Source organism: Kluyvera intermedia, from assembly GCF_021440345.1.
GTDB lineage: Bacteria > Pseudomonadota > Gammaproteobacteria > Enterobacterales > Enterobacteriaceae > Kluyvera > Kluyvera intermedia_A.
The window spans coordinates 69,857-91,141 of record NZ_JAKCNS010000044.1 but is presented as its reverse complement, the minus strand read 5'-3'; the positions used below and the strand labels follow the sequence as shown (position 1 = coordinate 91,141).

At 52.4% G+C, this 21,285-nt stretch carries 24 protein-coding genes; 11 read left to right on the top strand and 13 right to left on the bottom strand.

Features of this window, described 5'->3' with window-relative positions:
* Window positions 1-52: 52 nt before the first annotated feature.
* Window positions 53-1,438 (bottom strand): succinate-semialdehyde dehydrogenase, encoded by a 1,386-nt coding sequence (gene sad / locus LZ634_RS14400; RefSeq protein ID WP_234506431.1) that lies wholly within the window; start codon window positions 1,436-1,438, stop codon window positions 53-55.
* 103 nt (window positions 1,439-1,541) lie between these two features.
* Between sad and ptrR the strand changes: the two genes are divergently transcribed.
* Window positions 1,542-2,411, top strand: a complete 870-nt coding sequence (ptrR, locus tag LZ634_RS14395) for a putrescine utilization regulator PtrR (RefSeq protein WP_234506429.1) — start codon at window positions 1,542-1,544, stop codon at window positions 2,409-2,411.
* Here ptrR and LZ634_RS14390 read toward each other — a convergent pair.
* A complete protein-coding gene (locus tag LZ634_RS14390; protein ID WP_234506426.1) occupies window positions 2,374-2,844 on the bottom strand; it encodes a GNAT family N-acetyltransferase in 471 nt (156 codons plus the stop codon). The genes ptrR and LZ634_RS14390 overlap by 38 nt on opposite strands.
* Before the next feature lie 151 nt (window positions 2,845-2,995).
* Between LZ634_RS14390 and LZ634_RS14385 the strand changes: the two genes are divergently transcribed.
* Window positions 2,996-3,940, top strand: coding sequence for an L-lactate dehydrogenase (locus LZ634_RS14385; RefSeq protein WP_234506423.1), 945 nt, complete (start codon window positions 2,996-2,998; stop codon window positions 3,938-3,940).
* 57 nt (window positions 3,941-3,997) lie between these two features.
* Here LZ634_RS14385 and LZ634_RS14380 read toward each other — a convergent pair whose 3' ends face one another.
* On the bottom strand, window positions 3,998-4,786 hold the full coding sequence (locus tag LZ634_RS14380; protein ID WP_234506420.1) for a PhzF family phenazine biosynthesis protein: 789 nt from the start codon (window positions 4,784-4,786) through the stop codon (window positions 3,998-4,000).
* Window positions 4,787-4,987: 201 nt separating this feature from the next.
* Here LZ634_RS14380 and LZ634_RS14375 point away from each other — a divergent pair, with 201 nt between their 5' ends.
* A complete protein-coding gene (locus LZ634_RS14375) occupies window positions 4,988-6,187 on the top strand; it encodes a sugar transporter (protein WP_234506417.1) in 1,200 nt (399 codons plus the stop codon).
* Between the two features lie 51 nt (window positions 6,188-6,238).
* Here the strand turns inward: LZ634_RS14375 and LZ634_RS14370 are convergent, their stop codons facing one another.
* Entirely contained in the window at window positions 6,239-6,907 is a 669-nt protein-coding gene (locus LZ634_RS14370) for a MarC family NAAT transporter (protein ID WP_234506416.1), read from the bottom strand.
* A gap of 226 nt (window positions 6,908-7,133) precedes the next feature.
* Between LZ634_RS14370 and marR the strand changes: the two genes are divergently transcribed.
* The 3 genes from marR to marB are packed head-to-tail and all read left to right on the top strand — an operon-like array spanning window position 7,134 to window position 8,215.
* On the top strand, window positions 7,134-7,568 hold the full coding sequence (marR, locus tag LZ634_RS14365; protein WP_234506413.1) for a multiple antibiotic resistance transcriptional regulator MarR: 435 nt from the start codon (window positions 7,134-7,136) through the stop codon (window positions 7,566-7,568).
* Window positions 7,569-7,588: 20 nt separating this feature from the next.
* Complete coding sequence (gene marA, locus LZ634_RS14360; protein WP_052282559.1) at window positions 7,589-7,972, top strand: MDR efflux pump AcrAB transcriptional activator MarA; 384 nt, start codon at window positions 7,589-7,591, stop codon at window positions 7,970-7,972.
* 30 nt (window positions 7,973-8,002) lie between these two features.
* Window positions 8,003-8,215: a multiple antibiotic resistance protein MarB gene (marB, locus tag LZ634_RS14355; RefSeq protein WP_234506410.1), complete on the top strand. Its 213-nt coding sequence runs from the start codon at window positions 8,003-8,005 to the stop codon at window positions 8,213-8,215.
* Between the two features lie 43 nt (window positions 8,216-8,258).
* Here the strand turns inward: marB and eamA are convergent, their stop codons facing one another.
* Window positions 8,259-9,161 (bottom strand): O-acetylserine/cysteine exporter, encoded by a 903-nt coding sequence (gene eamA / locus LZ634_RS14350; protein ID WP_234506407.1) that lies wholly within the window; start codon window positions 9,159-9,161, stop codon window positions 8,259-8,261.
* Window positions 9,162-9,355: 194 nt separating this feature from the next.
* On the opposite strand from eamA, the gene ydeE reads away from it, so the two are divergent.
* Window positions 9,356-10,546, top strand: coding sequence for an efflux MFS transporter YdeE (gene ydeE, locus LZ634_RS14345; protein WP_234506404.1), 1,191 nt, complete (start codon window positions 9,356-9,358; stop codon window positions 10,544-10,546).
* Between the two features lie 76 nt (window positions 10,547-10,622).
* Here ydeE and LZ634_RS14340 read toward each other — a convergent pair whose 3' ends face one another.
* Complete coding sequence (locus LZ634_RS14340; RefSeq protein WP_234506401.1) at window positions 10,623-11,729, bottom strand: cobalamin-independent methionine synthase II family protein; 1,107 nt, start codon at window positions 11,727-11,729, stop codon at window positions 10,623-10,625.
* Window positions 11,730-11,882: 153 nt separating this feature from the next.
* Window positions 11,883-12,281 (bottom strand): rhodanese-like domain-containing protein, encoded by a 399-nt coding sequence (locus LZ634_RS14335; protein ID WP_234506398.1) that lies wholly within the window; start codon window positions 12,279-12,281, stop codon window positions 11,883-11,885.
* An 85-nt stretch (window positions 12,282-12,366) separates the two neighbouring features.
* On the opposite strand from LZ634_RS14335, the gene ftrA reads away from it, so the two are divergent.
* Together ftrA and mgtS are read left to right on the top strand one after the other, a co-directional pair.
* Entirely contained in the window at window positions 12,367-13,356 is a 990-nt protein-coding gene (gene ftrA / locus LZ634_RS14330) for a transcriptional regulator FtrA (protein WP_234506395.1), read from the top strand.
* Between the two features lie 48 nt (window positions 13,357-13,404).
* Window positions 13,405-13,533, top strand: coding sequence for a protein MgtS (gene mgtS, locus LZ634_RS14325; protein WP_414467744.1), 129 nt, complete (start codon window positions 13,405-13,407; stop codon window positions 13,531-13,533).
* Between the two features lie 136 nt (window positions 13,534-13,669).
* On the opposite strand, the gene LZ634_RS14320 is transcribed toward mgtS, so the two are convergent.
* Together LZ634_RS14320 and dcp are read right to left on the bottom strand one after the other, a co-directional pair.
* Entirely contained in the window at window positions 13,670-13,840 is a 171-nt protein-coding gene (locus LZ634_RS14320) for a hypothetical protein (protein ID WP_234506390.1), read from the bottom strand.
* A gap of 342 nt (window positions 13,841-14,182) precedes the next feature.
* Window positions 14,183-16,228, bottom strand: a complete 2,046-nt coding sequence (gene dcp, locus LZ634_RS14315) for a peptidyl-dipeptidase Dcp (RefSeq protein WP_234506387.1) — start codon at window positions 16,226-16,228, stop codon at window positions 14,183-14,185.
* A gap of 144 nt (window positions 16,229-16,372) precedes the next feature.
* Between dcp and ydfG the strand changes: the two genes are divergently transcribed.
* On the top strand, window positions 16,373-17,122 hold the full coding sequence (gene ydfG / locus LZ634_RS14310) for a bifunctional NADP-dependent 3-hydroxy acid dehydrogenase/3-hydroxypropionate dehydrogenase YdfG (protein WP_234506384.1): 750 nt from the start codon (window positions 16,373-16,375) through the stop codon (window positions 17,120-17,122).
* A 91-nt stretch (window positions 17,123-17,213) separates the two neighbouring features.
* Complete coding sequence (locus LZ634_RS14305; RefSeq protein ID WP_234506382.1) at window positions 17,214-17,900, top strand: GntR family transcriptional regulator; 687 nt, start codon at window positions 17,214-17,216, stop codon at window positions 17,898-17,900.
* Between the two features lie 32 nt (window positions 17,901-17,932).
* Here the strand turns inward: LZ634_RS14305 and LZ634_RS14300 are convergent, their stop codons facing one another.
* The 4 genes from LZ634_RS14300 to LZ634_RS14285 all read right to left on the bottom strand — a co-directional run bounded on the left by LZ634_RS14300 (window position 17,933) and on the right by LZ634_RS14285 (window position 21,184).
* Complete coding sequence (locus tag LZ634_RS14300; protein ID WP_234506378.1) at window positions 17,933-18,361, bottom strand: universal stress protein; 429 nt, start codon at window positions 18,359-18,361, stop codon at window positions 17,933-17,935.
* 225 nt (window positions 18,362-18,586) lie between these two features.
* A complete protein-coding gene (locus tag LZ634_RS14295; RefSeq protein WP_234506376.1) occupies window positions 18,587-19,048 on the bottom strand; it encodes a YhcH/YjgK/YiaL family protein in 462 nt (153 codons plus the stop codon).
* Window positions 19,045-20,070 carry a 3-dehydro-L-gulonate 2-dehydrogenase gene (gene yiaK, locus LZ634_RS14290; RefSeq protein ID WP_234506373.1) on the bottom strand — a complete coding sequence of 342 codons (1,026 nt, stop codon included), beginning with the start codon at window positions 20,068-20,070 and terminating at the stop codon, window positions 19,045-19,047. The genes LZ634_RS14295 and yiaK overlap by 4 nt, the downstream gene beginning before the upstream one ends.
* A gap of 106 nt (window positions 20,071-20,176) precedes the next feature.
* On the bottom strand, window positions 20,177-21,184 hold the full coding sequence (locus tag LZ634_RS14285; protein ID WP_234506370.1) for a Zn-dependent oxidoreductase: 1,008 nt from the start codon (window positions 21,182-21,184) through the stop codon (window positions 20,177-20,179).
* Window positions 21,185-21,285 lie beyond the last annotated feature (101 nt).

Genomic DNA, 21,285 nt, shown 5'->3' with positions numbered 1-21,285 from the left:
GGCCATTTTCGGCCTGGGAGTATAGCAGAGTGCCGTGGCCACGTCGTTTGGCTTAGCGGCGATCCTTCCACACGGTCTGCACATTACAGAACTCGCGCAGGCCAAAATGTGACAGTTCACGACCAAAGCCGCTCTTTTTCACCCCACCAAACGCCACTCGCGCATCGCTGGCGCTATAGCCATTGATGAACACCCCGCCGCACTCCAGCTCATCAGCAAAACGCTGCGCCTGTGCGCTATCTGCGGTAAAGACGGTCGCGGATAGACCGAATTCACTGTCGTTTGCCAAAGCCAGCGCATGATCGGCGTTACGAGCAACGGAGATAGCCGCCACCGGGCCAAACATCTCCTGGCGGAATGCGGTCATGGTTGGCAATACGTTAGCCAATACGGTGGCCGGATAATAGTTACCTTCCCCCGCGAGTTTCTCACCACCAAGCAGCAGCGTCGCACCTTCTTTGACGGTGGCCATCACCTGATCATGCAATTCATCTCGCAGATCGAATCGCGCCATCGGCCCCAGATAGTTATCCTCGTCACGCGGATCCCCCATCTTCAGGGCTTTCGCCGCGTCCACAAACTTCTGCGTGAAGGTCTCCGCAACACCGGCTTCTACTATAAAACGCTTCGCCGCGGCACAGACCTGTCCGGTATTTTGATAACGGCCAATGACTGCCGCCTGCACCGCCATATCAATGTCCGCGTCATTGAGGACGATAAACGGATCGGAGCCACCCAGTTCGAGCACGCATTTCTTCAGCGCCGCACCGGCCTGAGCACCAATCGCTTTCCCGGCGCGCACGCTACCGGTCACCGTCACCGCCGCCACGCGCGGATCGTTGATTACCTGCGAAACGCCGTCGTTGGTCGCATTGTTCCAGTTAAAGACGCCGGCCGGGACACCCGCCTGCGCGATAATATCGCCAATCAGCGCCGCACAGCCCATCACGTTAGGCGCATGCTTAAGAATATAGCTATTGCCCGCCAGCATAATCGGCACCGCACCGCGCAGGACCTGCCACAGCGGGAAGTTCCACGGCATAATAGCTAACACCGGCCCCAGCGGACGATACTCGATAACGGCCTGGTTGTTTTCAACCTGAGTCGCTTCGGTGGCCAGCATGGCTGGGCCGTGTTCCGCATACCAATCACAGAGATTCGCTGACTTAGCGACCTCACCCCGCGCCTGATTTATCGGTTTGCCCATTTCACGGGTAATACACTGCGCCATTTCTTCCGCACGTTCGCGCAGAGTTCGCCCAATGGCACGCAGCGCATCGGCACGCTGGGCAACGGGAGTCTTACGCCACTGGCGAAATGCGGTATCCGCCAGGCTAATGGCAATGTCCACTTCCGCAGTCGTTGCCCACGGCAGCGAAGAGATGGCTTCGCCGTTAGCCGGGTTAATAGAAAGAGCATGGGTTGCAGGTGAATTCATTTTTTCTCTCCGGGTCAATTGCGCAGTGGTGACATCCTCGCCTATTCTGCTATTTATGAAAACTGAATAATATTAACCAAACCATTCACGAAACGAGAACGCCATGGACTTAACCCAGCTGGAGATGTTCAACGCCGTCGCCCAGACCGGCAGTATTACCCAGGCCGCACAGAAGGTGCACCGCGTGCCATCAAACCTGACGACCCGAATTCGCCAGCTTGAGGCCGATCTCGGCGTTGAGCTGTTTATCCGCGAGAATCAGCGACTGCGTCTTTCTCCCGCCGGGCACAGTTTTCTGCGCTATAGCCAGCAGATCCTGGCGTTGGTCGATGAAGCGCGGATGGTGGTAGCGGGCGATGAGCCGCAGGGGCTGTTCTCGCTCGGTGCGCTGGAGAGTACCGCTGCGGTGCGTATACCCCAGGTGCTGGCGCGCTATAACCAACGCTATCCGCGAATTCAGTTCGATCTGGCGACCGGCCCTTCCGGCACTATGACCGATGGCGTGCTAGAAGGTCGATTAAGCGCAGCGTTTGTCGATGGCCCAGTGGTGCATCCGGGACTTGATGGTATGCCGGTCTACCCGGAGGAGATGATGCTGGTTGCCGCCCACGGCCATCCGCCGATTACCCGCGCCAGCGAAGTGAACGGGGTGAGTATCTACGCGTTTCGCGCCAACTGCTCATATCGCCGTCATTTTGAAAGCTGGTTTCATGCGGATAAAGCCACACCGGGGCGCATTCACGAAATGGAGTCCTATCATGGCATGCTGGCCTGCGTCATTGCTGGCGCTGGGTTGGCGCTGATACCGCGTAGCATGCTGGAAAGCATGCCCGGTCACCACCAGGTTTCCGCCTGGCCGCTGGCAGAAAAATGGCGCTGGCTGACGACCTGGCTGGTGTGGCGACGTGGGGCGATGAGCCGTCAGCTGGAAGCATTTATTGCGTTACTGGATGAACCAGCGCTTTCGTCATAAAGACGCTGAGCGGATCGGGCGCGTACGGGGCAAAAGCGTCACACACTTCATAGCCACAACGCTCATAGAGTCGAATGGCCGCAAGCTGATGAATTCCCGTTTCTAATTGCAGCGTATGGCAACCACGTTGCCACGCTGCGGCCTCGAGTTCAGCCAACAATTTTTCGCCAAGCCGCTGCCCGCGATGCGTGTCGTCAATGTACACGCGCTTCATTTCCGCACGACCATCTTCACCGACAACAATTGCCCCACAGCCAATAGCCTGCTCGCCGTGGCGAATAGCCAACAGCACCAGATGCTCTTGCGGCAGCTGCGACAAATCCACCAGATGATTACTCTCCTGCGGATAAAGCGCCATTTGGTAATGGTCAAGCGCGGCAATGAGGGAGTGAATTCCCGCATCAGCGGGTGACGTGACGGCGATAGTGTACATAGGCGGCTCCGGTTTTTTGTTATTTCTCCACTCTACCATTCGCTCGCCCATCAACTCAGATCGTTAACTTATAATTGCCGCAGACTCTTGCGCTAACCGCTTGTTAACGAGTAGCTTTATCCACTGTTGTTTGCCCATCGAATGGAAAACCATGAATACCAAAGCCCGTAAGGTCATGATAATCGGCGCCGGTAACGTCGGCGCATCAGCAGCCTATGCGCTGCTCAACCAGAATATTTGCGAAGAGTTAATTCTGGTCGATCTGAACAAAGCCCGCGCCGAAGCGCACGCTCAGGATCTGAGCGATGCCGCGGCCTACATGCCCGGTATGATGACCATCTCTTGTCGCGACGCCAGCGATTGTGCGGATGTCGATATTGCGGTGATCACCGTTTCCGGTGGCGCCTTAAAGCCTGGCCAGACGCGCCTTGATGAATTAAAAGGTACCGCCAATATCGTCCGCAGCATCGTACCGCAGATGATGGCGGGCGGATTTAATGGCATCTTTCTAATCGCCACTAACCCATGCGATATCATTACCTGGCAGGTATGGCAGCTCTCCGGCCTGCCGCGTAATCAGGTTATCGGCACCGGCGTGTGGCTCGATACCACTCGTCTGCGCCGCAAGCTGGCGCAAGATCTGGATATCGGCGCGCAGAGTATCGATGCCTTTATCCTTGGCGAGCACGGTGACAGTCAGTTCCCGGTATGGTCGCACTCCTCGGTTTACGGTTCGCCTATCGAGCAGGTCTATCAGCGCCGCACCGGAAAAGAGCTCGATCGTCAGGCCATGGCCGACAGCGTGCGTAAGCTGGGCTTTGAAATTTATGCCGGAAAAGGCTGCACCGAATACGGTATCGCCGGAACCATCGCCGAAATTTGCCGAAATGTATTCACCGGCAGCCATCGCGCGCTGGCCATCTCCTGCATTCTTGACGGGGAATATGGTGTCGACGGCGTGGCGATTGGCGTGCCTGCCGTGCTGGCACAAAACGGCGTGCAGCAGGTGATTGAACTCCAGCTCGCGGCAGAGGAACAGGAGAAGTTTCTCCATTCCGTTGATGTGATTAAAGCCAACATTGGGCTACTGCCGTAGCCGACGGTAACTGACATCGGCTACGTTTCATGAAAATTATACGTAGCCGATATTCGCTTAATCCAGCAGGACTTTGCCCTGTAAATAGGTTCTTGCCGTTCCGCTCATCAATACCCGCTCGCCGGACCATTCGCAGCGAATATCGCCGCCGCGTGCCGAGACCTGTCGCGCCAGCATCTGGGTTTTCCCCAACTTCGCGCCCCAGTATGGGATCAACATGGTATGCGCCGAGCCCGTTACCGGATCCTCCCACACCGCTTCACCGGGTGAGAAAAAGCGACTGACAAAATCATACTCACCGTCACCGGCGGCCGTGACCGACACTTTGTGTTCAACCGGCGTCATCGCCGTAATATCCGGGCTCAGCGCTTCAACCTGCTGACGGGTTTCCAGTTCAATCACCCAGGCGCGTCCCTTGTGGGCGCTAAGATAGTGGTGAATCCCCAGCGCCCGGAGCATTTCAGGCGGGGGCGTTACCGCTTGCGTCGGACAGGCTGGAAAGTCCAGCGTCATCCAGTCGTCTTTGCGCGAAACGGTTAACCGCCCGGAGAGCGTCTCGAAATGGATACGCTCATCAGGATAATGCAGATGGTTAAATATGACATGCGCACTGGCTAGCGTTGCATGGCCACAGAGATTCACTTCGTTGCGTGAGGTAAACCAGCGCAGCGCAAAACCACTTTGCTGTTTAACAACAAAAGCGGTTTCCGACTGGTTATGCTGCAACGCCATGCGCTGCATTGTTTCATCCGGCAGCCAGTCGTTGAGAATACAGACCGCCGCCGCATTACCGCCAAAGGCGTGGCGACTAAACGCATCAACCATATAAAAATCAATTTCGTGCATATCACTCCCCGCTTTTCTCTGTGCTTTACAGCAAACTGACACGAAAATTTAACATCGACAAGTATCTTTAATACGATTATTAGTGACAGTGTCACATGCGTGTAAAAACGAGAGATAACCCACAAAACGTTTGTATTCACTGCAACAATCGCTTTAAGATCGAGCATCTCCTCATTTATCTAACGCTCCCGGTGCATTTATATGACAACGAACACGGTCTCTCGTCGGATCGCGTGGCTTCGGGTGGTCACGCTGGCTATCGCCGCTTTTATCTTTAACACCACTGAGTTTGTCCCCGTCGGTCTGCTGTCGGATATTGCCAACAGCTTTGGTATGCAAACCGCTGAAGTTGGTATCATGCTGACGATTTACGCATGGGTGGTCGCCCTGATGTCGCTGCCGTTTATGCTGCTGACCAGCCAGATGGAACGGCGCAAGCTGCTGATCGGGCTGTTTGTTCTATTTATCGCCAGCCACGTGCTGTCGTTCCTGGCGTGGAACTTTACCGTGCTGGTTGCCAGCCGTATCGGGATCGCCTTCGCCCATGCGGTGTTCTGGTCAATAACCGCCTCACTGGCCATTCGTATGGCCCCGGCAGGTAAACGCGCTCAGGCATTGAGCCTGCTGGCTACCGGCACCGCGTTGGCGATGGTCTTCGGTATACCGCTGGGTCGTATCGTTGGTCAATATTTCGGCTGGCGCACCACCTTCTTCGCCATTGGCGTGGGCGCACTGATTACCCTGCTGGCGTTGGTTAAACTGCTTCCGCGCCTGCCAAGCGAGCATTCAGGTTCGTTGAAAAGCCTGCCGCTGCTGTTCCGACGCCCGGCGCTGATCGCTATTTATCTGCTAACCGTAGTGGTGGTCACCGCGCATTACACCGCCTACAGCTACATTGAACCGTTTGTTCAGACCGTAGCAGGACTCAGCGGTAACTTCGCCACCATTCTGCTGCTGGTGCTGGGCGGTGCGGGGATTATCGGCAGCGTGCTGTTCGGTAAACTGGGTAACAAACATGCCTCTGGGCTGGTTAGCAGTGCAATTGGCCTGCTGCTGGCCTGTTTACTGCTGCTGTTGCCCGCCGCCCGGGATGCCAGTCATCTTGCGGTGCTGAGTATCTTCTGGGGGATTGCGATTATGGTGATTGGCCTCGGGATGCAGGTAAAAGTCCTGGCGCTGGCACCGGATGCGACCGATGTCGCGATGTCGTTATTCTCGGGGATCTTTAATATCGGGATTGGGGCCGGCGCGCTGCTCGGCAGCCAGATAAGCACTCATTTATCCATGTCCGTCATCGGCTACGTGGGTGCCGTACCGGCGCTGGCAGCGTTTATCTGGTCGATAGTGATTTTCCGCCGCTGGCCTGCGGCATCGTTAGAAGAGCAGTCACACCAGCACTAAGCGCATCACGGTGTTGCGTTGTTCACCAGAACCACGCAACACCGCAACAAATCAGGCGTGGTAAGTAGAGATTATTTCCAGCACGCCGTTGATAATAAACTGCACGCCCATACACACCAGCAGGAAGCCCATCAGTCGGGAAATCGCTTCAATCCCTCCTTTACCGACCAACCGCATAATGGCGCCAGAACTGCGTAAACAGCCCCACAGAATCAACCCCACCAGCGCGAAGATAAGAGGCGGAGCCACCAGTACAACCCAATCAGGGAAGTTGACGCCGTGCTTTACCGTTGACGCCGAACTGATGATCATCGCAATGGTCCCCGGCCCCGCGGTACTCGGCATGGCCAGCGGAACGAAGGCGATATTGGCGGTCGGTTCTTCTTTTAACTCTTCCGATTTACTTTGTGCTTCCAGCGACTCGTGCGCCTTTTGCTGCGGGAACAGCATCCGGAAACCGATAAAGGCAACAATCAGCCCCCCGGCAATACGTAACCCGGGTATCGATATCCCGAAAGTATTCATCACGACCTGACCCGCGTAATAGGCCACCATCATTATCGCAAACACGTATATCGACGCCATCATCGACTGACGATTACGCTCTACGTTATTCATATTCCCCGACAGACCAAGGAACAGCGCGACGGTGGTTAACGGGTTCGCCAGCGGTAGCAGCACCACCAGCCCTAGGCCTATTGCCTGAAAAAGTTCCTTCATATGCGTCCAAAATCCTGTCTGTTTACGAAAAATAAGGTACTGAACGCCGGGCGTTTGCCGTTCAGTACCGTCGCGATTGCGTTAAGCGGCTCACTACAGGATATCCTATTTACCGCCACCCGAACCGTTTTAGCAATTCGTGGCATGCCACCATTCATTCAGTTGACTTATGGTTGCGTGGGAAATAATATCCTCCGCAACTAAAGTACTTGCCAGGGCAACCATTGTGAACAGCACAAGCAATCTCTTCAATGAAATGATTCCACTTGGGCATTTGATTCACATGGTTAACCAGAAAAAAGATCGCTTACTCAACGAGCATTTATCGCCAGAGGACATTACCTCCTCGCAGTTCAGGGTTTTGTGCTCAATCCGCTGTCAGGGCAGTATCACCCCGGTGGAATTGAAAAAGACCCTTTCGGTGGATTTAGGTGCACTGACCCGCATGCTGGATCGTTTGTTGTGTCGGGGCTGGATAGCCCGATTACCCAATCCAAACGATAAGCGAGGCGTATTGATTCAACTGACGCCTGAAGGCGCGGCTATCTGCGAACAATGTCATCAGCTCGTTGGGCAAAACCTGCACCAGGAATTAACGAAAAACTTAACGGCAAATGAAGTGGCAACACTAGAGCTTCTACTTAAAAAAATATTGCCGTAAACAGAAGAAGAGGTAAGACGATGTCCAGACGCAACACCGACGCTATTACTATTCATAGCATTTTGGGCTGGATCGAAGATAACCTGGAATCCCCACTGTCACTTGAGAAAGTGTCCGAGCGTTCTGGTTATTCCAAGTGGCACCTGCAGCGGATGTTCAAAAAAGAGACCGGTCATTCATTAGGTCAATATATCCGAACCCGTAAGTTGACGGAAATTGCCCAGAAATTAAAAGAAAGTAACGAGCCGATCCTCTATCTGGCGGAGCGCTACGGTTTTGAATCGCAGCAGACGCTGACGCGGACGTTTAAAAACTATTTTGATGTGCCACCACACAAGTATCGCGTCACCAATATGCACGGAGAGTCTCGCTATCTCCACCCCATTGATCACTGTGTTTGTTAATCGCCTGCTATAAGACGTATCGAGGAAATAATGAAACTGTTCGCTTCCGTTGCCTTCGCCCTACTGGCGGTGGCCGCAATTCCAGGCCACGCGGAGCAACTTCCTGCACAAAATAACGCCCATCAAACCATGCTGATGCCAACCGCCAGCAACCAGTCACCATTTGATTTTAATCACATGGCCGCCGGTAGCGACAAATCAGACGAGCTGGGCGTACCGTACTACAACGATAACAATCGCTAAAAATCGCTAAACGTTATTAGCCCCGCCAGCGCGGGGCTTTTTTTTAGCCCTTCACCGCACGGCGCAGACCCGGTAGACGAAAACCAAATACGTTGATAAGCAACCCCGCCATAATCAGCAGCGCCCCCAGAAGCTGCATCAATGACAGCGTCTCTCCCAACAGCAGCGCCGCACTCGCCAGCCCCACAACGGGCACCAGTAACGATAAAGGCGCCACTCGCCAGGTTTCATAACGCCCTAACAGCGAACCCCAGATGCCATAACCGACGATGCTTGCCATAAACGACAGGTACGCCAGAGAGAGTACTGTCGTCATGTCGATATGAATCAGGCTCTGCGCCATGAGCTGCGGACCTTCAAAAATCCACGAGACGAGCATAAAAGGAATGATCGGGATTAATGCGCTCCACACCACCAGCGACATCACCCCGGTTTTCGACGGGTGCAGCATGATTTTTTTATTGAAGATATTCCCGCATGCCCAACACAGCGCCGCGCCCAACGTCAGCATGAAGCCCAGCAGTTTGACGTTTTGCCCGCTCATACTGGTTTCTACCAGCACCAGGACGCCAAACACCGCCAGCGAAATGCCAACCAGCTGTTTACGCTGTAGCCGTTCACCAAACACAAATGCGCCAAGAATGATGGTGAAGAAAGCCTGCGCCTGCAGAACCAGTGAGGCCAGACCCGCCGGCATACCGAAATTAAGGGCACAGAACAGGAAGGCAAACTGACCGAAACTTATGGTCAGCGCATAGCCCAGCAGCAACGAGAGCGGGACGCGAGGACGCGGCACAAAGAATAGCGCCGGGAAGGCAACGAACAAAAAGCGCAGACCGGCCAGCAGCAGCGGCGGCATCCCGTGCAGCCCCACTTTGATGACCACAAAGTTCAGCCCCCATATCACCACTACCAGCAGCGCCAGTAGCCCATCTTTCCGCGTCATACTCGCCTCAACGTTTATTAAATTTATGTAAACACAATCAAAGTAACGAAAAATTCGCCCCAGGAATAGATCATTATTTGTGGTGGGATGAAATTGCACTTATCGACACGCCAACCGCTATACAAGCTCTTTATGGCGTGATATTTGTGAAAGAGATAACAAAAACCAATACCACAACACCTTTGGGCAAGAAAATGAAACCAACGACCAGACGATCCACGATTGCGCTGCTGGCATCGTCATTGCTGTTAACCATCGGGCGCGGTGCCACACTTCCGTTCATGACCATCTACCTCACGCGGCAGTACGCCATGAAGGTCGATACCATCGGCTACGCCATGTCTATCGCGCTGGTGGTCGGCGTGATATTCAGCCTCGGCTTCGGCATCCTGGCCGATAAGTTTGATAAAAAACGCTATATGCTGATCGCCGTGATGTTTTTCATCGCCGGCTTTGTCGCCATTCCGTTAGTGAATAGCATCCCTTTGGTGGTGTTCTTCTTCGCGCTGATTAACTGCTCCTATTCGGTCTTTTCAACCGTACTGAAGGCCTACTTTTCCGATACGCTGGCCGCCAGCACCAAGGCACGGGTGTTCTCCCTCAACTACTCATTTTTGAATATTGGCTGGACCATTGGCCCGCCAATTGGCACCCTGCTGGTGATGCACAGCATTAATCTGCCATTCTGGCTGGCGGCAATTTGCGCCGCCTTCCCGCTGCTGTTTATTCAGCGTTACGTTGAGCGAATCATCCCCGGTGAGATGACGGAAAAACCGGTCGCCTGGTCGCCTTCCGTGCTGCTGCATGACCGGGCGCTGCTGTGGTTTACCCTTTCCGGCCTGCTGGCGTCCTTCGTCGGTGGCTCGTTCGCCTCCTGCCTGTCCCAGTACGTGCTAACCATCGGTGACAGTACCTTTGCCGAAAAAGTGGTGGCGGTGATTCTGCCGGTCAACGCCGCGGTGGTCGTCACATTGCAGTACGCCATTGGGCGCAAATTAACGGCGAATAACCTTCGTCCGTTAATGACTTTTGGTACCGTCTGCTATGTGCTGGGATTAGCCGGATTTATGATGTCAGGTAACAACCTGGTGTATTGGGGGCTGGCAGCGGCCGTCTTCACTCTTGGCGAGATAATTTATGCCCCGGGTGAATACATGCTGATTGATAACATCGCGCCACCGGGCATGAAAGCCAGCTACTTCTCCGCTCAGGCGTTGGGCTGGCTGGGCGCCGCATTTAACCCATTGCTGACCGGGCAAATCCTCACCCATTTCCCGCCGCTGACCCTGTTCCCGATAATGATGATTGCCATCATCCTTGCATGGGCGCTTATCTTCCGCGGAATAAAAGCCAGCACCTGGCGCCCGCAATTTAACGCCATTTAGCCCTGCATCAAACAAACCGCCATCCGACAATCGTTCCCGACCGTCGGATGGCGTGATATTGGCGAAACGAATGAAGTTATGCCCAAACCTGTGCGGCAATTCCTGTTACCAGTCGAACCTTATCCCACTGTTGCTGCTCAGATAGGCTATTGCCCTCTTCCGTTGAGGCAAAACCGCATTGTGGGCTGAGACAGATTTGATCGAGGGCGACAAATTTCGCGGCTTCCTCAACGCGAGCTTTGACCCCTTGTGGATTTTCCAGCTCACCGTTCTTGGTGGTAATCAGCCCCAGCACGACTTTCTGCTCACCTTTTGGCACAAAGCGCAGCGGCGCGAAATCCCCGGAGCGGTCGTTATCATATTCAAGGAAGAAGGCATCCACCTTCACGCGGCCAAACAGAATTTCCGCCACCGGCTCGTAGCCACCCTCAGAAATCCAGGTTGAGCGGAAGTTACCGCGACAAACATGCAGACCGATAATCAAATCGTCCGGTTTGCCTTCCAGCGCACGGTTCAGTACGTTGGCGTAGATTGCCGCCAATTCATCCGGGTCATCGCCGCGCTCGCGGACCTGACGACGCTGCTCGTCAGAGCACAGGTAGGCCCAGACGGTGTCATCGAGCTGTAGATAGCGGCAGCCCGCATCATAGAAGGCACGAATCGCATCACGCCAGGTATCAGCCAAATCGTTAAAGTAATCTGCCAGATCCGGATAGACCGTGGCATCGATATCTTTGCGTCCACCACGGAAGTGCAGCACGCTTGGGCTCGGAATGGTCATTTTTGGCGTGGCATCACCGCTGATGCTTTTCAGGAAGCGGAAATCTTCCAGCATTGGGTGTTCACCAAAACCTAGTTTCCCGGTAACGCGAATACCGTGAGCGCGGGTTTGTACACCGTTAAACTGAATGCCTTTGTCGGCGTCATAGCGCTCAACGCCCTGTAAACCATCGAAGAAGTCGAAATGCCACCATGCACGACGGAACTCACCGTCGGTGACTACATGCAGGCCGCAATCGCACTGATGCTGTACTACACGGCGGATCTCCGCGTCTTCAATATCACGCAGCTGCTGTGAATTAATTTCACCGTCGGCAAACTGTTGACGCGCTTCTTTGATAGCCAGCGGACGTAAGAAACTGCCGACGATATCGGCGCGATAGGGAGCGTGTTGATGTGGCATGCAGTTCTCCTTATTCACTCAGGCAAAACTGGTTGCTCTGAGTGATAATATATTATTTGAATTATTTAGCCTTCTGGATGGCTATATGTCCAAATAGTGTCATCCGTTCCCTGCTCTGGCAAACGAGAAAAATTCATCAGCCATGAATAAAATTCACGTTGCGCGATTAAAAGCAAACCCTTCATCTTGCCAGCCGGTAATTCCCCCCAACATTAACTTCACCGGGCGTCCCAGCTCCGCCAACTTCAGCGCGGCGCGATCGGCGCCGTTACAGTGCGGCCCGGCGCAATAGACAACAAACAGCGTATCCTCTGGCCATTCCTGCATTTTTTCACGGGTGATCTCCGCATGGCGGAGGTGAATGGCACCGGGAATATGGCGGCGGGCAAAGGTTTCCGGGCTGCCGACGACGTGAAGCAGCACAAAATCGATCTCAGACTGTTGCAGCGATGCATAAACATCTGCGCAGTCGGTTTCAAAGGCTAGCCGTTGACGAAAATGGGCGGCGGCCTGAAGCGCTGTCGCAGCGGGATATTCAGTTACATAACTCATCGTTTAATCTCCAGTTATATGTTACCTCTATGGCAACAACCGCTTGAGTATATCCAGGCCCCCAGGATGAGGACTGCCCGCAGTGATGACAGAAAACGACCCTAAAATGACAAATTTAGCCCCACAGGTCGTGGTTCTGGCCTACGACGGTTTATGTACCTTTGAATTTGGCGTGGCGGTGGAGATTTTTGGCCTGCCGCGACCGGAAATGGGTGACAACTGGTATCGCTTTGCCGTGGCGGCGGTTGATGAAGGTGAGCTACGCGCCACCGGCGGTGTACGGGTGATGGCCGATGGCAATCTCAGTCTTCTCGACCAGGCCGACACGATTATCGTTCCCGGCTGGCGCGGCATCGACAGTTCAGTGCCGGATGCGCTATGCCAGGCGTTACGGCGGGCGAATCAACGCGGCTGTCGGGTGTTATCGATCTGTTCTGGGGTCTTTGTCCTGGCAGCGGCCGGGCTGTTGGCGGGGAAACGCGCCACCACCCACTGGCGTTACACCGAGCAGTTACAGCAGCGTTTTCCGGCAATCAAAGTGGTAGAAGATGTGCTCTATATCGCCGAGGATACGGTTTTCACCTCCGCGGGCAGCGCTGCGGGAATGGATTTGTGCCTGCACGTGGTACGGCTCGACTATGGGCTTGAGATAGCTAACCAGGTGGCGCGTCGACTGGTCATTCAGCCGCATCGTGACGGCGCGCAAAAACAGCAGATTGAACAGCCCGTCGCGCGTTCGCGAGAGAGTCAGCGCCTGGGCATGCTGTATGATTTTCTCTATCAACATCTGGCGGACAGCCACAGCGTTCGGTCGCTTGCCGAACGAGTGGGCATGAGTGAGCGTACCTTCCTGCGACGTTTTCAGGACGCTACTGGTAAAACCCCGGCCCGCTGGCTGCTTGATGAGCGTTTACAGCTAGCGCAGCACCGCCTGACCACCAGCCGTGACAGTATGGAAAAAGTCGCGGAGTTATCCGGTTTTGGCAATGCCAAAAATCTGCGCCTGCGTTTTCAGCAACATTTAGCAATAAACCCGCTGGCCTACCGAAAAAAGTTTACTGCAACAAATAATTAATTTAACAAAATACGCCGTTAGTCTACGTTTAAATTAGTACGCTAGAAGATGTGTTCGTTGGATGTTAAAGCGGAGGTCATCATGCCGGATAATATGCAAATTTTTGTTATTGCGATGGGTCTCATTCTGTTTTCCGGTTTTCTGACAGCCTATTTGAGCGGAAAGTGGAATGATTAACGGGCAAAAAAAACCGCCAGTAAAACTGGCGGTATAAATGCTTGCATGGATAGATTTTCTTTCTACAGTTACCCTCTCTCCTTGATTGGATAACCGTTGCTGCCAATAATCGTAGCACCGCAATATTCAACTAACGTTAAACGGCAAGCGCATTAATTAAGCCAGAATTCTTCCACGCTTTTTTACTCTGACAGTTGGCCTTACGCCCTGCCCACAGTCTGCCGGAACGCGACTCCTGTAAATCCTGAAGTTCAGGACGGCTAGACCAGATAGATTCGCGACGCGCGTTGCGCTGGGACTTTTTCATTATTACCTCCGGGCAGAATGTCGATATTAAATCCATTAACTCAACAAGTTACACCGAGATAATAACAAGCCGAATGACGAGTTTCTTCAATAACTTAAGGCATTTGTAAAGAGCCCGTGAGCCAGCGCACACGAGTGTACTCGCCGAAAGTACCCTACCGAAAATGTCAGGTTGCGCAATTGTTATTGTTGCGTAAAACTGGCGCCGTTGTCTTCACTCCAGGGAAGACAGCATGAATGCTCTATTTATTTGTCCGACTTAACCCGCCAGCCCTGTGTGCGGGTTTTTTTTCTATTTTCCCGGCGTCGCTACGCTTGGCCGGGACGGTTTTGAGAGTGAAGGTTAGTCACTTAATCCGCGGTTTTTTAACATCGGTTCAATTAACGGATCGTGTCCACGCCAGTCGCGGTAAAGTAGTTCAAGGTCGCTACTATTGCCGCGAGATAAAATAGCCTCGCGGAAACGCTGACCGTTTTCACGATTTAATCCACCGTGTTCAACAAACCATTGGTATCCATCATCGGCCAGCATTTGCGTCCACAGATAGGCGTAGTAACCCGCCGCATAGCCGCCGCCAAAAATATGCGAGAAATAGCTGCTGCGATAGCGCGGTGGAACGGCGGCGAGATCGATATTCTCGCGACGCAAAGCCTGCGCTTCAAACTCTTCCACGCTCTGCGGCAGTGCCGACGTATTCACGCTATGCCAATTCATATCCAGAAGTGCCGCACTCAACAGCTCGGTCATATCGTAACCTTTGTTGAAGTTGGCCGCCCGGAACAGGCTATCACGCAGCGATTCAGGCATCGGTTCACCGGTTTCGTGGTGGCGCGCATAGTGGGCGAACACCTCTGGATGGCTGGCCCAATGTTCGTTAATTTGTGACGGGAACTCGACAAAATCACGCGGCGTGCTGGTACCGGACAACGTCACATACCGTTGGTTAGCGAACAGACCGTGTAGCGCATGGCCAAACTCATGGAATAACGTGACCACATCATCCCAGGATATCAGCGCGCTTTTCCCCGCAGCAGGCTTGAGATAGTTGCATACGTTATAGATTACCGGACGGGTGCCGAACAGCGTGGACTGTGGCACGAAGTTATCCATCCATGCCCCGCCGCTTTTACTGTCTCGCGCGAAGAAATCACCGTAGAACAGCGCCATTCCCTCGCCGTTGGCGTCGAAGATTTCCCAGACGCGCACATCCGGGTGGTATACAGGCAGATCGAAACGCTCGACAAAGCGAATGCCAAACAGCTGGCTTGCCGACCAGAACACGCCCTTAAGCAGAACGTTTTCTAGCGCAAACCAGGGTTTGATTTGCGCTTCATCAATCGCGTATTTTTCGCGACGCACCTGTTCGGAATAGAACAGCCAATCCCAGGCTTGCGCACTGAAGGTCTTTTCACCGTGATTGATAAGCGCCTGAATATCCGCAAGCTCGCTTTCGGCACGGGCGCGCGCCGCCGGAGTGATTTCACGCATAAAATTGAACGCGGCGGTTGGCGTTTTCGCCATCTGATCGGCCATGCTCCAGCTGGCGTAATCAGCGTAGCCCAGAAGCTCCGCCTGTTTCGCGCGAATCGCCACCAGGCGAAGCAGACGCGCTCGGGTATCGTTAGCATCCCCCTGCTGGTTACGCTGCCAGCCGGCATTAAACAATTTTTCGCGCGTTTCGCGGTGGCGCAGTGATGCCAGCGCCGGCTGTTGGGTGGTGTTAACCAGCGGGATCAACCAACTGTCCTTCAGCCCACGATCGCTCGCCGCCGTTGCTGCCGCGGCAATTTCATCATCGCTAAATCCATCAAGGTAGTCTTCACTGTCAAGGATCAATCCGCCCGATTTAGCGGCCCCAAGCAAACACTGGTGAAACTGGCTGCTTAACGTTGCGGCTTCGGTATTGAGCGTTTTTAATTCGGCCTTCTGCTCATCACCCAGCGTGGCGCCCGCCAGAATGAATCGCTGGTAAATAACGTCAACCAGGCGCAGCGACTCCGCATCAAGACCTAAGTCATGACGCTGCTGCCAGACGCTTTGAATACGCTGGAACAGCGCATCGTTCAGGTAGATATCGTTGGCTAATCCGGCAAGTTCTGCCGAAAACTGCTCATCCAGGCGTTGAATTTCATCGTTGCTGTTTGATGCCGCCATAGCAAAAAAGACCGACGTGACGCGCGACAGCAACTCTCCGCTTTTTTCCAGCGCCACCAGCGTATTGTCAAAATCTGGCGCGGCGGGATGGTGCGCAATATCAAGAATTTCCTGGCGCTTACGCTTTAAGCCTTCATCAAAAGCCGGGCGATAGTGGCTGTCGTTAATTTCGTTAAATGGCGGTGCCTGGTAAGGTAACGTACTGCTGGCAAAAAATGGATTCGTGGCCGACATCGTGTGCTCCTGATTAAGACTTTGTCATAGAGTAGCAAGCCATTGATAGACCGCAATGATTTCTCGGGCTCTTGCGGTATCTTCCCCCAGATAAAGATAGCGTGCTATCGTGATGACACATTAACGCGTTGAAGGAACAGAGAGATGATCGTACTGGTAACCGGGGCAACGGCGGGTTTTGGCGAAAGCATCACGCGCCGTTTTATTGCCAACGGGCATAAAGTGATTGCCACTGGCCGTCGCAACGAACGTTTAAAAGCGCTGAAAGATGAGTTGGGTGACAGCGTACTGACCGTACAGCTGGACGTGCGCAATCGCGCCGCCATCGAAGAAACCATCGCCAATCTTCCCGCGCAGTGGCGTGAAATCGACATTCTGGTCAACAACGCCGGCCTGGCGCTGGGCCTTGAGCCGGCGCATAAAGCCAGCGTCGAAGATTGGGAAGATATGATCGATACCAACAACAAAGGTCTGGTGTATATGACCCGCGCCGTTCTGCCAGGTATGGTCGAGCGCAATCGCGGGCATATCATCAATATTGGCTCCACTGCCGGTAGCTGGCCTTATGCCGGTGGCAACGTTTATGGCGCAACCAAAGCGTTTGTTCGCCAGTTCAGCCTCAACCTGCGTACCGACCTGCACGGCACCGCAGTACGCGTAACAGACGTTGAGCCGGGCCTGGTGGGCGGTACCGAGTTTTCGAATGTTCGCTTTAAAGGCGACGATGCAAAAGCCGGTAAAGCCTATGAAAACGCCAACGCACTGACGCCTGAAGATGTCACCGAAGCCGTCTGGTGGGTAGCGACGTTGCCAAAACACGTCAATATCAATACCGTCGAAATGATGCCGGTAAGCCAAACCTATGCTGGCCTGAGCGTTCATCGCCAAAGTTAGCATTAATTCCCAGTCCGACTCTCGGTCGGGCTGGGCTAGAAAGCAAAAAAAGCGTAAAATAACAGCTTAATCAGCTGATAAGAACGATTCAATGGCCGCCGAAACCCAACTGAACCCTACACAGCCCGTCAACCAACAGATTTATCGCATTCTGCGTCGCGATATTGTGCATTGCCTTATTGCGCCAGGTACCCCGCTGTCTGAAAAAGAGGTCTCATTGCGGTTTGATGTTTCCCGTCAGCCGGTGCGCGAAGCATTTATTAAGCTTGCCGAAAATGGCCTGATCCAAATTCGCCCGCAGCGCGGAAGTTACGTAAATAAAATCTCACTCTCGCAGGTGAGTAACGGCTGCTTCGTGCGCCAGGCAATTGAATGCGCCGTGGCGCGCCGGGCCGCAACGATGATCAATGATGCGCAAAGCTATCAGCTTGAGCAAAATCTGCATCAGCAGCGTATTGCCATCGATCGCCAGCAGCTCAATGACTTTTTTCAGCTTGATGATGAATTCCATCAGTTGCTGTCCAATATTGCCGATTGCCAGCTAGCCTGGGATACCATCGAGAATATTAAAGCGGCCATTGACCGGGTGCGCTATATGAGTCTGGATCATATCTCCTCCCCTGAAATGCTGCTGAAGCAACATCACGAGATATTTTCGGCACTGGAAAAGCGCGATGTCGATGCGGTAGATAAAGCGATGACGTTGCATCTGCAAGAAATTAGCGAGTCGGTCCTGCTTATCCGCCAGGAAAATCGAGACTGGTTTAGCGAAGAATAGTAAAAAGGCCTTCATGATGAAGGCCTTTTTTATTAGCGTACCACCATGGTAGGAATATTGGCGTAGCGCAGGATAGATTCAGCGTTCGACCCTAATAAATGGGTACTCATCCCCCGCTGACGCGAGCCAATCACAATCACGTCGTATTCGCCACTTTTGCTTTTTGTGAGGATCTCGTCGCGTATATTACCAAAGCGAACTTCGGTATGCAGTCGCTCTGCTGGCATATCAAATAAGCGCTGGAGAGCCACCATTTTCTTTGTGGATTCCGACAACATATAATCTTCAAACTTTTTAATGTCTGAAGCGAAGCCACGCAAAATCGACCGATTACTATTAGGCAAAATATTAAATAAGGTAATTTCACCCGTCTCGCCGGCAAGATAAACGGCATGACGGATAGCTTTGTCGCTTAAATCCATTTCAAACACATCTACAGGCATGAGAATTTTTTTGTACATAGCCCGAGCTCCTTATTCCAGATAGTCCATTAATCTCCTGACATAACCATGCCACAGTTTCCCCGTGGGATATAGCATTTATTGTTCATAATTAGGATGTAAACACGAAAATAATCGTCTGTTATTTCAACTAACTTCAAGGAACTCATAGAAACGTTGCAATAGAGTAGAACCGTAAATAAAACGCCTCCGGTAATGGGAGGCGTTGACCTACGATACAATGAATTACAATGCGTCGAGAGGAACTTTCACCACCAATTTTCTCACATGCAGAGTCTCATTTTTATGGCACAGCGGAGAGTGAATATCCCAGGGGAAAAAGATCACATAGTCTCCAGCACCCAATATCATATCGTTTAACACTAAAGACTCTCGCTGATAGAAATAATTATCCTGCTGAGGGTCGGCCTCCACAGGTAATCTGTCACCTCGCCCCCCAAACTCTGCCCACTCATTGCCCGTAATCACGAAGTGTACATCAATAAATTGTTTATGCGTTTCCGGGCGCCGGTTTTCTGCGGCCGCGGTATCGGCGGTAAACGTTTTGTAGACCACACCGTCTATTTCGAGCTGGCCATCCTGATGTTGCTGCCAATCAAAACCGGCTATCGTCTCCAGCACGGTATAAACCTTTGCCGGAAGTTCTTTCGCCGCCTGCGAGAGCTGTTGAATATTTCCGCTGATCATAATGACTGACTCTCTGCGAGTTGAACCACTTCTGCCCAAACACCATCATCAACTGGAATGCCGCTATCCATAAAATTAGCCCGATTTTTCATCTCCATTTCGCCGGGATAGTAAACCTCTTTAATGCCTTCGGCAGGTTCAGATGTTTTCACATATTCAGCGACGCTCTGAGCCATATTTTCACTAAACTCGGCTCCACCAAAGTGGGCCGGGTCAAAGACCATAAACACCTGGCTTGCACCGGTACAGCTGCCTTGTTGCACTTTATCAATTTCGTTCGTTGGTGAGCCGGCGGTTAAAAAGGCGGCCATCGCATCAAGCAGGATCGCCATACCTGAACCTTTCCAGTATCCAGTAGGCAGAATACGCATGGACTCTTCAATTGGCCCGGGCTCATCAGTCAGCTTGCCCTCTTTATCATAGCCACCAGGAAACGGCAGCTTCTCTCCTTTAAGACGGGTAACCTGCAGCTTGCCGTAGGCGTATTGGGACATCGCCATATCCAGAACCATCGCACCTTCATGCAGAGGAACAGCCATCACGAACGGGTTATTGCCAAGGCGGGTATTTCTTGCTCCCCAGGCTGGCATACAGGATTCGGTGTTAGTCCAGCATATTGCCGCATAGCCTTGCTGTGCTGCTTTCCAACCGTAAGTGCCACCACGCATCCAGTGCGTCGTATTACGCATGCCCACAATCCCAACGCCATATTTTTTGGCGAGCTCAATTGCACGTTCCGTGGCGAATAATGCGTTGGTGATACCAATACCACGTTGACCATCGTATATTTCTAACGACGCCAGTGATTTCACCCGTTCCGGGTTCGCGTTGATATCAACCCAACCTTTATTCACATAATCGACAAAGCGCGCCACGCGATTAAGTCCATGAGAAAAAATCCCATCACAGCTGGTTTCCGTATGAATCTGAGCGCAAATATCTGCCTGTTTTTCATGAAGACCGGTATTCAGGAAAGCTTGTTTAACCGTACTCTTCATTTCATCAAATGAAATTTTCGTCATGAATCAATCTCCAGTTTAATGGGTAATTACGATATCAAGAATAAAATCATGGCAACTGCTCCGTTCAATAACGAGCAGCATCTTCAGATTACAAATACAAATGTTATTACTGAATATCCAATATGACTTTGCAGCATGTTCTGGCGTCGTGCTCAAATAGTTCCATCGCCGACAATACGTTATCCAACGTAAAACGATGAGTAATTAATTTTTCAGGAAACACTTTGCCTTGTGAAATCCAATCAATCACTTCTGGGAATTTATTACTGTTGAGACGGGAGGTAAAAATAGTCAACTCTTTACTGGTGATCTCTTTTTGGACGAGAGTTCCTGGTGTATCTGAGAATCCCAACAATCCAATCCGCGCCGCAGGTGATGCTATCTGGATTGCCTCATTTAAAATCGATGGATGGCAGGCGGCATCAATTATCAACGTGGGTTCATCATTCAGGCTTTCAGTTAACGGTGTGTCTTTATTATTGATAATGACATCAGCACCATTTTCTCTCGCCAGTGCCAATCGCTCATCAATGCGATCGACAGCAATAATCTTTTTGACATGATAGACATGGCGTAATACCTGTATGGCGGTAAGCCCCATTGGCCCTGCGCCATAAATAAGCGCAACATCAAGCTCTGTAGGCTGCATTTTGCCGCAGATATTGGCACCAATGGTGAAAGGCTCAACAAGGCTGGCAATGCTGTCAGGAATGCTCTCCGGTAACACTTTAGCATTGTACTGCGGGACACAGGCATATTCACTGAAACCACCATCACGATGGACGCCAATCACCGAGAGCGATTTACAGACGTTTGGTTTGCCAATCAGGCAAGGATAGCAATGTCCACAATTCACCACCGGATCCACCGCAACCCGTTCACCAAGGCGTGTCTTAGCCACACTTTCTCCGACGGCATCGATAACCCCGGAAAATTCATGTCCAATCACTCGCGGGTATTTTGCAAAAGGATTATGCCCATGCCAAATGTGAATATCAGAACCACAAATACTGGCATTTTTTATTTTTACTCGAACCTCATTCTTTCCTGGTAAAGGAATCGGGCGTTCCTCAAGCGTTAATTGATTTGGTTTCTCGATAACCACACTTCTCATCTCTGTTGCCCCTTAGGATATCACTGAACGAATAACCACCTAATACTGTACATATCTTGCTCCATATAACTACCATACAAGTATAATGAGAAAGAAACAGC

Excerpts from the sequence above, each read along its gene's own strand:
- sad (WP_234506431.1), bottom strand. The coding sequence starts at position 1,438 with ATGAATTCACCTGCAACCCATGCTCTTTCTATTAACCCGGCTAACGGC.
- ptrR (WP_234506429.1), top strand. The coding sequence starts at position 1,542 with ATGGACTTAACCCAGCTGGAGATGTTCAACGCCGTCGCCCAGACCGGC.
- LZ634_RS14390 (WP_234506426.1), bottom strand. The coding sequence starts at position 2,844 with ATGTACACTATCGCCGTCACGTCACCCGCTGATGCGGGAATTCACTCC.
- LZ634_RS14385 (WP_234506423.1), top strand. The coding sequence starts at position 2,996 with ATGAATACCAAAGCCCGTAAGGTCATGATAATCGGCGCCGGTAACGTC.
- LZ634_RS14380 (WP_234506420.1), bottom strand. The coding sequence starts at position 4,786 with ATGCACGAAATTGATTTTTATATGGTTGATGCGTTTAGTCGCCACGCC.
- LZ634_RS14375 (WP_234506417.1), top strand. The coding sequence starts at position 4,988 with ATGACAACGAACACGGTCTCTCGTCGGATCGCGTGGCTTCGGGTGGTC.
- LZ634_RS14370 (WP_234506416.1), bottom strand. The coding sequence starts at position 6,907 with ATGAAGGAACTTTTTCAGGCAATAGGCCTAGGGCTGGTGGTGCTGCTA.
- marA (WP_052282559.1), top strand. The coding sequence starts at position 7,589 with ATGTCCAGACGCAACACCGACGCTATTACTATTCATAGCATTTTGGGC.
- marB (WP_234506410.1), top strand. The coding sequence starts at position 8,003 with ATGAAACTGTTCGCTTCCGTTGCCTTCGCCCTACTGGCGGTGGCCGCA.
- eamA (WP_234506407.1), bottom strand. The coding sequence starts at position 9,161 with ATGACGCGGAAAGATGGGCTACTGGCGCTGCTGGTAGTGGTGATATGG.
- ydeE (WP_234506404.1), top strand. The coding sequence starts at position 9,356 with ATGAAACCAACGACCAGACGATCCACGATTGCGCTGCTGGCATCGTCA.
- LZ634_RS14340 (WP_234506401.1), bottom strand. The coding sequence starts at position 11,729 with ATGCCACATCAACACGCTCCCTATCGCGCCGATATCGTCGGCAGTTTC.
- LZ634_RS14335 (WP_234506398.1), bottom strand. The coding sequence starts at position 12,281 with ATGAGTTATGTAACTGAATATCCCGCTGCGACAGCGCTTCAGGCCGCC.
- ftrA (WP_234506395.1), top strand. The coding sequence starts at position 12,367 with ATGACAGAAAACGACCCTAAAATGACAAATTTAGCCCCACAGGTCGTG.
- mgtS (WP_414467744.1), top strand. The coding sequence starts at position 13,405 with ATGTGTTCGTTGGATGTTAAAGCGGAGGTCATCATGCCGGATAATATG.
- LZ634_RS14320 (WP_234506390.1), bottom strand. The coding sequence starts at position 13,840 with ATGAAAAAGTCCCAGCGCAACGCGCGTCGCGAATCTATCTGGTCTAGC.
- dcp (WP_234506387.1), bottom strand. The coding sequence starts at position 16,228 with ATGTCGGCCACGAATCCATTTTTTGCCAGCAGTACGTTACCTTACCAG.
- ydfG (WP_234506384.1), top strand. The coding sequence starts at position 16,373 with ATGATCGTACTGGTAACCGGGGCAACGGCGGGTTTTGGCGAAAGCATC.
- LZ634_RS14305 (WP_234506382.1), top strand. The coding sequence starts at position 17,214 with ATGGCCGCCGAAACCCAACTGAACCCTACACAGCCCGTCAACCAACAG.
- LZ634_RS14300 (WP_234506378.1), bottom strand. The coding sequence starts at position 18,361 with ATGTACAAAAAAATTCTCATGCCTGTAGATGTGTTTGAAATGGATTTA.
- LZ634_RS14295 (WP_234506376.1), bottom strand. The coding sequence starts at position 19,048 with ATGATCAGCGGAAATATTCAACAGCTCTCGCAGGCGGCGAAAGAACTT.
- yiaK (WP_234506373.1), bottom strand. The coding sequence starts at position 20,070 with ATGACGAAAATTTCATTTGATGAAATGAAGAGTACGGTTAAACAAGCT.
- LZ634_RS14285 (WP_234506370.1), bottom strand. The coding sequence starts at position 21,184 with ATGAGAAGTGTGGTTATCGAGAAACCAAATCAATTAACGCTTGAGGAA.